The sequence below is a fragment of the Streptomyces phytophilus genome (genome assembly GCF_013870535.1).
GTDB classification, from domain to species: Bacteria; Actinomycetota; Actinomycetes; order Streptomycetales; family Streptomycetaceae; genus Streptomyces; species Streptomyces phytophilus.
Map to the genome: position 1 here is coordinate 1 of NZ_JACBXC010001415.1, position 1,475 is coordinate 1,475.

A 1,475-nucleotide genomic window follows, 5' to 3' on the forward strand; every position below is an offset into this window, starting at 1 on the left:
CGTCAACACCGGCGCCGACCCCACCCTCGTCACCCACGAGGGCAACTACTACGTCGCCACCACCCAGGGCGACGCCATCCGCATGTGGAAGTCCCCCTCCGTCGCGACCCTCCTCACCGCCTCCCCGCACGAGGTCTGGCGCGACAGCGACCCCTCCCGCAACCAGCAGATCTGGGCCCCCGGCCTCCTCAAGGACGGTGACCGCTGGTACCTCTACTACACCGCCAGCGACGGCAACGACGCCGCCCACCGCATGTACGTGCTGGAGTCCGAGGGCGGCGACCCGCTCGGCCCGTACCACTTCAAGGCCAAGGTCGCCGACTCCGGCAACGACCGCTGGGCCATCGACGGCGAGCCCTTCCGGCACGACGGCAAGCTGTACTTCGCCTGGAGCGGCCAGCGCGACGACGGCGTCGGCAACCAGCTCTTCGTCGCCCCCATGGCCAACCCCTGGACCCTCTCCGGCGGCCGCGTCCACCTCCCCGCGGACGGCAACTGCCCCGAGGTACGGGAAGGCCCCACCCCGCTCCACAACGCAGACGGCCGCCTCTACCTCACGTACTCCGCCTGCGACACCGGCAAGCCCGACTACGCGGTCTGGGCCAAGTCGCTCGCCCCCGGCGCGAACCCGCTCGACCCCGCCGCCTGGCGGCAGGAGCCCGGCCCGATGTTCTCGCGCAACGACGCCGCGGGCGTCTACGGCCCCGGGCACCACTTCTTCTTCAAGTCGCCGGACGGCAGCGAGGACTGGATCGCGTACCACGCGAAGAACACGACGACGTACACCTACAGCTGGCGCACCACGCGGGTGCAGAAGATCGGCTGGACCGCCGACGGCCGCCCCGACCTCGGCACCCCGGTGGCCGCGGGCGCGACCATCGACCTGCCCGCAGGCGACCCGGGCCCCGGCACCACGGCGCTCAACGACACCGACCCCCAGGTGACGTACACCGGCACCTGGAACTCCGGCAGCGGCTGCGCCGTGCAGTGCTTCTGGGGCAACGACCACTGGAGCGCGGAGGCCGGTGCGACGGCGACGCTCCGCTTCACCGGGACGCGGCTCGCGCTGCTGTCGGTCAAGGACACCGGCAACGGCATCGCCGCCATCTCCGTCGACGGCGGCCCGGAGCAGCGCGTCGACTACTACGGCAGCCCGCGCGTCGGCGAGCAGCTCCAGTGGGTGAGCCCGGAGCTGCCGCGCGGCGAGCACACGGTACGGATCCGGGTGACGGGCGAGAAGAACCCCGACTCGGGCGCGGCGTTCGTGTCCGTAGACCGGGCGGAGGTCTACCCGTAGGCGCCGCCGGTGGCCGGGATGTTCTGACCCGTACACCGTTAGCATGCGGAGCCGGGGCCCGGCCGGGGTCCCGGCTCCGACGTGAAGTGCGAGTGCCGTGAGACGAATACGCCGCCTGCTGCCGCTGCTCCTTGCCGCCGCCACCGCGGCCGTGACGCTGACCGGCTGCGACGCCGCG

General features: G+C 72.5%; 1 protein-coding gene. It reads left to right on the plus strand.

What is annotated here, in order from left to right; genetic code table 11:
* Window positions 1-1,297 (plus strand): family 43 glycosylhydrolase (locus tag H5J30_RS32905; protein WP_181791345.1); only part of this gene is annotated, 1,297 nt, incomplete at its 5' end.
* Between the last annotated feature and the right edge of the window lie 178 nt (window positions 1,298-1,475).